The organism is Nostoc linckia z4 (genome assembly GCF_002608075.1).
Classification (GTDB): domain Bacteria; phylum Cyanobacteriota; class Cyanobacteriia; order Cyanobacteriales; family Nostocaceae; genus Nostoc; species Nostoc linckia.
On the sequence record NZ_LAHA01000127.1, the window covers coordinates 1 to 5151 of the forward strand.

The following is a 5151-nucleotide window of genomic DNA, read 5'->3' on the forward strand; positions in this document are numbered from 1 at the left end:
TACATTCATATCCCTGATAACGCGCATACGCACTATTTGGGGTAGCGAAGAAATGGCCGACCGTGCTTTTTACATAGGGTTGTCTATCTATGAACTATTGGTAGCGGGTGCGTTGTTCTTTCCTACTACAGCCAAGATGGATAAACTATCTATCAGGTTGTTTTTGGCAGGCGCAGTAAACTTTATATCAGATTGGCTTTTCTTTAACCCTTATGAATTTGGAGCAAATGAGTATGTGTTTTTTGTTTTGGTTTTGTTCAATGAAATAAGGTTATACAGGAAAGAAAAGAAAGCCGAAGCGGATAAATTAGCAGGGCGGTACAAATAAAAAAGCCGCCCTGTTAGGACAGCTTAGTGGTCTATTTTGAATAATTATCGCAATTCAAAATTACTAAAAATATTCATTATGGCAACCGAAACAGCACAAAAGACAGTAATTTCTTTGGATACTCCTACGCCAATGTGGGTGCGCAAAACAGTACGCGCCCTAACATGGATTACTGCGATATATGCATTTCTGTCTATCCAAATCAATCTAACGGATTTTGGCGTAAGCATACCAACGGAAAACCTGATACTAAAGTACATGGCCGTATTTACGGGCTTTGTGTCTGTATTGGCGCGTTTTCTGGGTGTTGAGCCTGTTAAGTTAGACCCGAATGCTCCGCGTGACTAATGGAGATAGCAATACTAACATATGCCCTTGATGACAACCATGTATTTTTAAAAGTGCTGGACAAGCATTTTAAGAATACGGGTATCAATAATTACCGCCTTTTTGCCGATCATCAGCAGTTTTTAAGCAGCCTATCCGATGATGTGTACATATGTATCATAGACCATCAATTAAAAGGCGTTTTTGGCATTGATATAATCCGAAGGGTAAAGCAGGTACGCCCGGACTGTTATTTCATCGTAATGAGCGATACAAACGATGTAGATGCGGTAATTGAATACGTAAACGAGGGCATATACAAGTACATCAACAAAGACGACAAAGAAGGAGCCTTTTTGAAGGTAGCCAATTGGGTAAAAGACCTTTACCCTAAAGTAGAAAATAGTATATTGCGTAAGAATAATGCAAGGATAATAAAAGACTTGCTTAATCGCTACGAATGATGGAGCTTATTACATGGATTTTAGGTGTGGGAGGAACCCTTTTAACGGGCTGGGGCATGTGGCTAAAATCCAATGATAAAGCCAAAAACGAAAGAATAAAATCCCTTGAAAACGACAAGAAAGAACTTTTACAAGCTCTCAAATCCCGGTTACCTTGATAGACGAAATTAAAAACGAAACAATTGCCCTATTCACTAAGGCGTGGGTATGGATTTTAAGTACAGTATTCGGGATGCTGGTAGGTATTATCGGGAAATATCCTATGAGATTTTGCAGGGTAGGAAAATTACATTTTGGAGCGTGTGTGCTACATTTGGAGCAGGTTTGTTTTGCGGCATTGTAACATCAATACTATGCGCCTATTTCAAATGGGATAAGGCATCCTACATAATGGTTCCTATCGCTACAATGGTAAGCAAAGAACTGATGACAGTAATGTTTAATCTTGACTATAAGGATATAGTTTTACGAATGATAAACAGGAAATCAAGTGATTGACCTGACCTATACATAACATAGGGCAGCCCCCCTTTTCTCTCTCTTATACTATATATCCACCCTTGCTAGTCTTAGCAGGGGTTATTTATTTTTTAAAATATTTAGTAATTTATTTGTTTATTATCTAAACGTCATTATCTTTGTGTAACAAAACAAAAAGATATGCAAATCACAATCTATTACACACAAAGCCTGAAAGGTAAATGGCAAGTTGAAGCTGAACCAGGTGTTGAATTATCTGGATTAGGAATCAGTAAGTGTACATGTACAGGTAATATTAATGCGTATATGTGTACTGAAAAAGCAATAGCTAGGTTGAAAGAAAAATACACATGGGAAGAAATAAGCCGTTTGTAGCATCGTGTGGGTGTGAAGTTGTTAAGAAAACATCAGGTAAATGTAGAAGGTGTATGAATGTGTTTTGCTTTAAACATTTATATCATTATGTAGATGGCAATAATATTAGCATTACTAAAAACAGTCCACCTTATTGTATAGAGTGTTATCCTAAAAGGAATATTCATAATTAACCCAGCCGCCCCGACCCTAAAGCGGGGTTTGGGGGCAAAAGAATCATATGGTAAAAATCAAAGAATTAGAAAAGAAAGTGGGCTACAAACTTCGCGAAATCATGCACAGTAAAAACGTAATGCCTAAACAACTGGAACCGCTAATAGAAATGGATCGTTCTATTATCTATAGCATATGGAAAGGACGTAATGTTTCCATACACACCCTGTACCGTCTTGCAAAGGGTCTTAACTGTGAGGTATCTGATTTACTGCCTAAAATGGATGAACTATGAGGCTAATAACAGAAGCACACCTGACAGTATTAAATGAATTACTTAAAGAGGTGTCTAGCAAACATCATAGCGTTAAGAGTGATGAAGAACACTATAAAATAGACGGACAAATAGAGGCATTATATCACGCTATGCACAATTTGCAGTTTGGGCATAAATACTTTGAAAAACTGCCCGACAATGAAAGGCACTGGTTTGATGCAGAATGCGAAAAATGCGGATGGTTTGGAAGTAGTGAATATTTAATGGGCGGCGGTGCAATTGCAGATACAGGGGACTATGATGATTGTAGATGCCCTGTATGTAATTCTTTAAGTGTAAACTAAAAAAGATCAACACATGACAAAGGAAACTAAAGCAGAAAGAAAGATGTTCTTTACAGGCTTCACAATAGTATCAATTGGTGCATTTTGTTTTGATATGGGGCTGATTGGTATGTGTGCTATTGCCAGTTTTGCTGGGGTGTTATTAATGTATCTTTCATTTCATAAAATCAGCAGGTAATGAGCGAAAAGAAAGACAAATCGCATGTAGGTGATGCTTTTGTGTTTAGCGTATGTGTAATTGTGCTAGGCGGCTTTGCTTTGGATATTGGGGCTACTTACATGGGCGCATCAATGATAGCCATAGGGGCTATAATTTTTCTGGCAGTAATATTCTACAATCCTGAAAAATGAGCCGTAATAAAATCCTACTCCGTGTACTATTCGTTGAACTACCCGTTTATGCAGGTGCAGCCCTTTTAGCTTACTACATAATAAAAGCATATGGATAAGCACACAGAAAGAGTAGCGGGAATATTTGCCTGGATATTGGGCGTAATAGTATTAATCTTGATTTTCAACTAAAAACAAAAAAAATATGAAATTTCTAACTAAAGTGGTGCCTACAGAAGAAGCGCGAGAAGGTTCGGTTTCTTGGAGATTAGCCAAAGAGACAGGGCAACCTTATTTGTATGCTAAGTATTTTGATGTAAATGCAGGCCAATGGATATGCGATAATTCATACGTGGGAGAAGATGGCGACTATTTCCTTGAATCCGATCTAATACCCTACGAAGAAGCCAAAGCAAAAGAAAGCGGTAAGGGTATGTTTGTAGAGTTGAGCACAGAACAAGGCAAGAGGCTGTTTAATGTATTTAAGATAAATGATATAATTCCAGAAAATGAAGGCGCAAAAGTCATGTATGAATACAACTATCATTCACCAAATGTTTATATAATAGTTTCAGAATCCTACGAATCCATAAAGCAATTACTAACCGATAAAGGGCTAATGTTATGAGTGGTAAACTTGATTTTTATACACTGAAAGAAATTGACCCCGATGTGTACAAGGCTTTTAAGCAAAATGAGCCTAAACTACTATCTGCTGCGCGTAAAATGGCAAAAGAAAAACCTGATAAACAGTATATGTGCTTTGCATGGGATGGATACGGAAGGGTAATGACAGCATATCCTGTTGCTATTTATTATAGTGTGAAGGATGACAGAATAATATCAATTGGGGAACATAAACTTACTACATCATGATTATCTACTGTCCTGATAACTTCGAGCTTTTAAACAAGCTAAGACATGATTTAATAAAGGTGGGGTATGTGGATGATGAAAAGTGGAATAAGGTGCAGATTAAAGAGCGGAAAGAATTTCCTTTAGAATACATGTACATATGCGAAAATAATAAGATAATTTTATATTGGAGCAATTATGACCATATTAATTTAATTATCACCCCATCTAACTACTCTGAAATACTACAAATACTAACTGATAAAATAAAAAACAATGAAAGTAGGTAGCTTAGTCGAATTGGTGGAAGATTTTAATTTTAAACTGCCAAATGTAAATTACCCTGTTATGGGTATAATTTACACCATTGAAGATATTGATATGGTTGAAGGTGAACCTGCTATTATCTTGTGCGAAATACCTAACGAAAATGCATTTGACATAAATGGGTTTTACGAGCCTTACTTTGATATGAAGCAATTCCGCGAGCTTCAACCACCAATGGACATATCCGAACTAATAGAAGAAAGTATTTATCAAACCGTTTAACGATGACAAAGCGTGAATTTAAACAATCAATCGAATATGTGACCTTTGAAGAATTGGCATTTTTACATGGCAATAGCGGTTTTCTTCACGGTAATGCATGGTGGGGCGATAAGCCCTGGTACGCTACTGGTGAATATATTAGGCATGGAACTAAGTACCGCCATCAACTGAAAAAACACATTTACAATAAAAGACAAATAGATTTATCATCACTTCAATATCATTAACTATGGCAAAACAAAACATCTTTGAGCAAATCCGCGATTGGTTCGCTAAACACGTAAAAAAGATTCTTGGTAATCTTATCCCTTCGGAACTCGATGAGGTGCTAGACCGCGCGGAGCAATTCGCCCAGCTACTCAAAAAAGCACTCGAAAGCGATACAGCAGTAGCCATTACCGAATGGACACCAACGTTTATTGATGACTTCGGACGGGCAAAAGCAGTCGAGGCACTGGATTGGATATTAAGGCAATTGAAAAACGATCCGTGCGCAGACGTTACAAGCCCCGAGGAAAGCCTTAACTGCTATCTCAACTGGCTACGTACAGCAGCAACCCAAAAGGAGCGCAATTTGGCTATACTAGGGGCTAAATCCCTGTTTATAGAACACGCTACAGAACTGAAAGAAAGCCAAGCGGACTTTTACGCATTGGGGCATTACATAAA

General features: G+C 37.6%; 13 protein-coding genes. All 13 read left to right on the forward strand.

Annotation, left to right across the window (positions count from 1 at the left end; translation table 11 throughout):
* A partial coding sequence (locus tag VF06_RS38650) for a hypothetical protein (protein ID WP_218964552.1) occupies positions 1–328 on the forward strand: 328 nt, incomplete at its 5' end.
* 78 nt (positions 329–406) lie between these two features.
* On the forward strand, positions 407–676 hold the full coding sequence (locus VF06_RS38655; protein WP_099072209.1) for a hypothetical protein: 270 nt from the start codon (positions 407–409) through the stop codon (positions 674–676).
* Positions 676–1119 (forward strand): response regulator, encoded by a 444-nt coding sequence (locus tag VF06_RS38660; RefSeq protein WP_099072208.1) that lies wholly within the window; start codon positions 676–678, stop codon positions 1117–1119. Before VF06_RS38655 ends, VF06_RS38660 begins: the two co-directional genes overlap by 1 nt.
* A gap of 660 nt (positions 1120–1779) precedes the next feature.
* Entirely contained in the window at positions 1780–1974 is a 195-nt protein-coding gene (locus tag VF06_RS38670) for a hypothetical protein (RefSeq protein ID WP_099076485.1), read from the forward strand.
* A 220-nt stretch (positions 1975–2194) separates the two neighbouring features.
* The gene (locus VF06_RS38675) at positions 2195–2422 is read left to right on the forward strand and encodes a helix-turn-helix domain-containing protein (RefSeq protein WP_099076484.1); all 228 of its coding nucleotides are present in this window, start codon (positions 2195–2197) and stop codon (positions 2420–2422) included.
* Complete coding sequence (locus VF06_RS38680) at positions 2419–2748, forward strand: hypothetical protein (protein WP_099076483.1); 330 nt, start codon at positions 2419–2421, stop codon at positions 2746–2748. Before VF06_RS38675 ends, VF06_RS38680 begins: the two co-directional genes overlap by 4 nt.
* Positions 2749–2761: 13 nt before the next feature.
* On the forward strand, positions 2762–2926 hold the full coding sequence (locus tag VF06_RS41890; protein ID WP_180267968.1) for a hypothetical protein: 165 nt from the start codon (positions 2762–2764) through the stop codon (positions 2924–2926).
* Positions 2926–3099, forward strand: coding sequence for a hypothetical protein (locus VF06_RS41895; protein WP_180267845.1), 174 nt, complete (start codon positions 2926–2928; stop codon positions 3097–3099). Before VF06_RS41890 ends, VF06_RS41895 begins: the two co-directional genes overlap by 1 nt.
* A gap of 184 nt (positions 3100–3283) precedes the next feature.
* Positions 3284–3706 carry a hypothetical protein gene (locus tag VF06_RS38685; RefSeq protein WP_099072728.1) on the forward strand — a complete coding sequence of 141 codons (423 nt, stop codon included), beginning with the start codon at positions 3284–3286 and terminating at the stop codon, positions 3704–3706.
* The gene (locus VF06_RS38690; protein ID WP_099072729.1) at positions 3703–3954 is read left to right on the forward strand and encodes a hypothetical protein; all 252 of its coding nucleotides are present in this window, start codon (positions 3703–3705) and stop codon (positions 3952–3954) included. The genes VF06_RS38685 and VF06_RS38690 overlap by 4 nt, the downstream gene beginning before the upstream one ends.
* 255 nt (positions 3955–4209) lie before the next feature.
* Complete coding sequence (locus tag VF06_RS38700; RefSeq protein ID WP_099072731.1) at positions 4210–4482, forward strand: hypothetical protein; 273 nt, start codon at positions 4210–4212, stop codon at positions 4480–4482.
* Between the two features lie 38 nt (positions 4483–4520).
* Positions 4521–4709: a hypothetical protein gene (locus tag VF06_RS38705; RefSeq protein WP_143861817.1), complete on the forward strand. Its 189-nt coding sequence runs from the start codon at positions 4521–4523 to the stop codon at positions 4707–4709.
* Between the two features lie 2 nt (positions 4710–4711).
* A partial coding sequence (locus VF06_RS38710) for a hypothetical protein (protein ID WP_143874549.1) occupies positions 4712–5151 on the forward strand: 440 nt, incomplete at its 3' end.

Bases quoted from the DNA above. Each gene is read 5' to 3' on its own strand.
- VF06_RS38655 (WP_099072209.1), top strand. From the start codon at position 407: ATGGCAACCGAAACAGCACAAAAGACAGTAATTTCTTTGGATACTCCT.
- VF06_RS38660 (WP_099072208.1), top strand. From the start codon at position 676: ATGGAGATAGCAATACTAACATATGCCCTTGATGACAACCATGTATTT.
- VF06_RS38670 (WP_099076485.1), top strand. From the start codon at position 1,780: ATGCAAATCACAATCTATTACACACAAAGCCTGAAAGGTAAATGGCAA.
- VF06_RS38675 (WP_099076484.1), top strand. From the start codon at position 2,195: ATGGTAAAAATCAAAGAATTAGAAAAGAAAGTGGGCTACAAACTTCGC.
- VF06_RS38680 (WP_099076483.1), top strand. From the start codon at position 2,419: ATGAGGCTAATAACAGAAGCACACCTGACAGTATTAAATGAATTACTT.
- VF06_RS41890 (WP_180267968.1), top strand. From the start codon at position 2,762: ATGACAAAGGAAACTAAAGCAGAAAGAAAGATGTTCTTTACAGGCTTC.
- VF06_RS41895 (WP_180267845.1), top strand. From the start codon at position 2,926: ATGAGCGAAAAGAAAGACAAATCGCATGTAGGTGATGCTTTTGTGTTT.
- VF06_RS38685 (WP_099072728.1), top strand. From the start codon at position 3,284: ATGAAATTTCTAACTAAAGTGGTGCCTACAGAAGAAGCGCGAGAAGGT.
- VF06_RS38690 (WP_099072729.1), top strand. From the start codon at position 3,703: ATGAGTGGTAAACTTGATTTTTATACACTGAAAGAAATTGACCCCGAT.
- VF06_RS38700 (WP_099072731.1), top strand. From the start codon at position 4,210: ATGAAAGTAGGTAGCTTAGTCGAATTGGTGGAAGATTTTAATTTTAAA.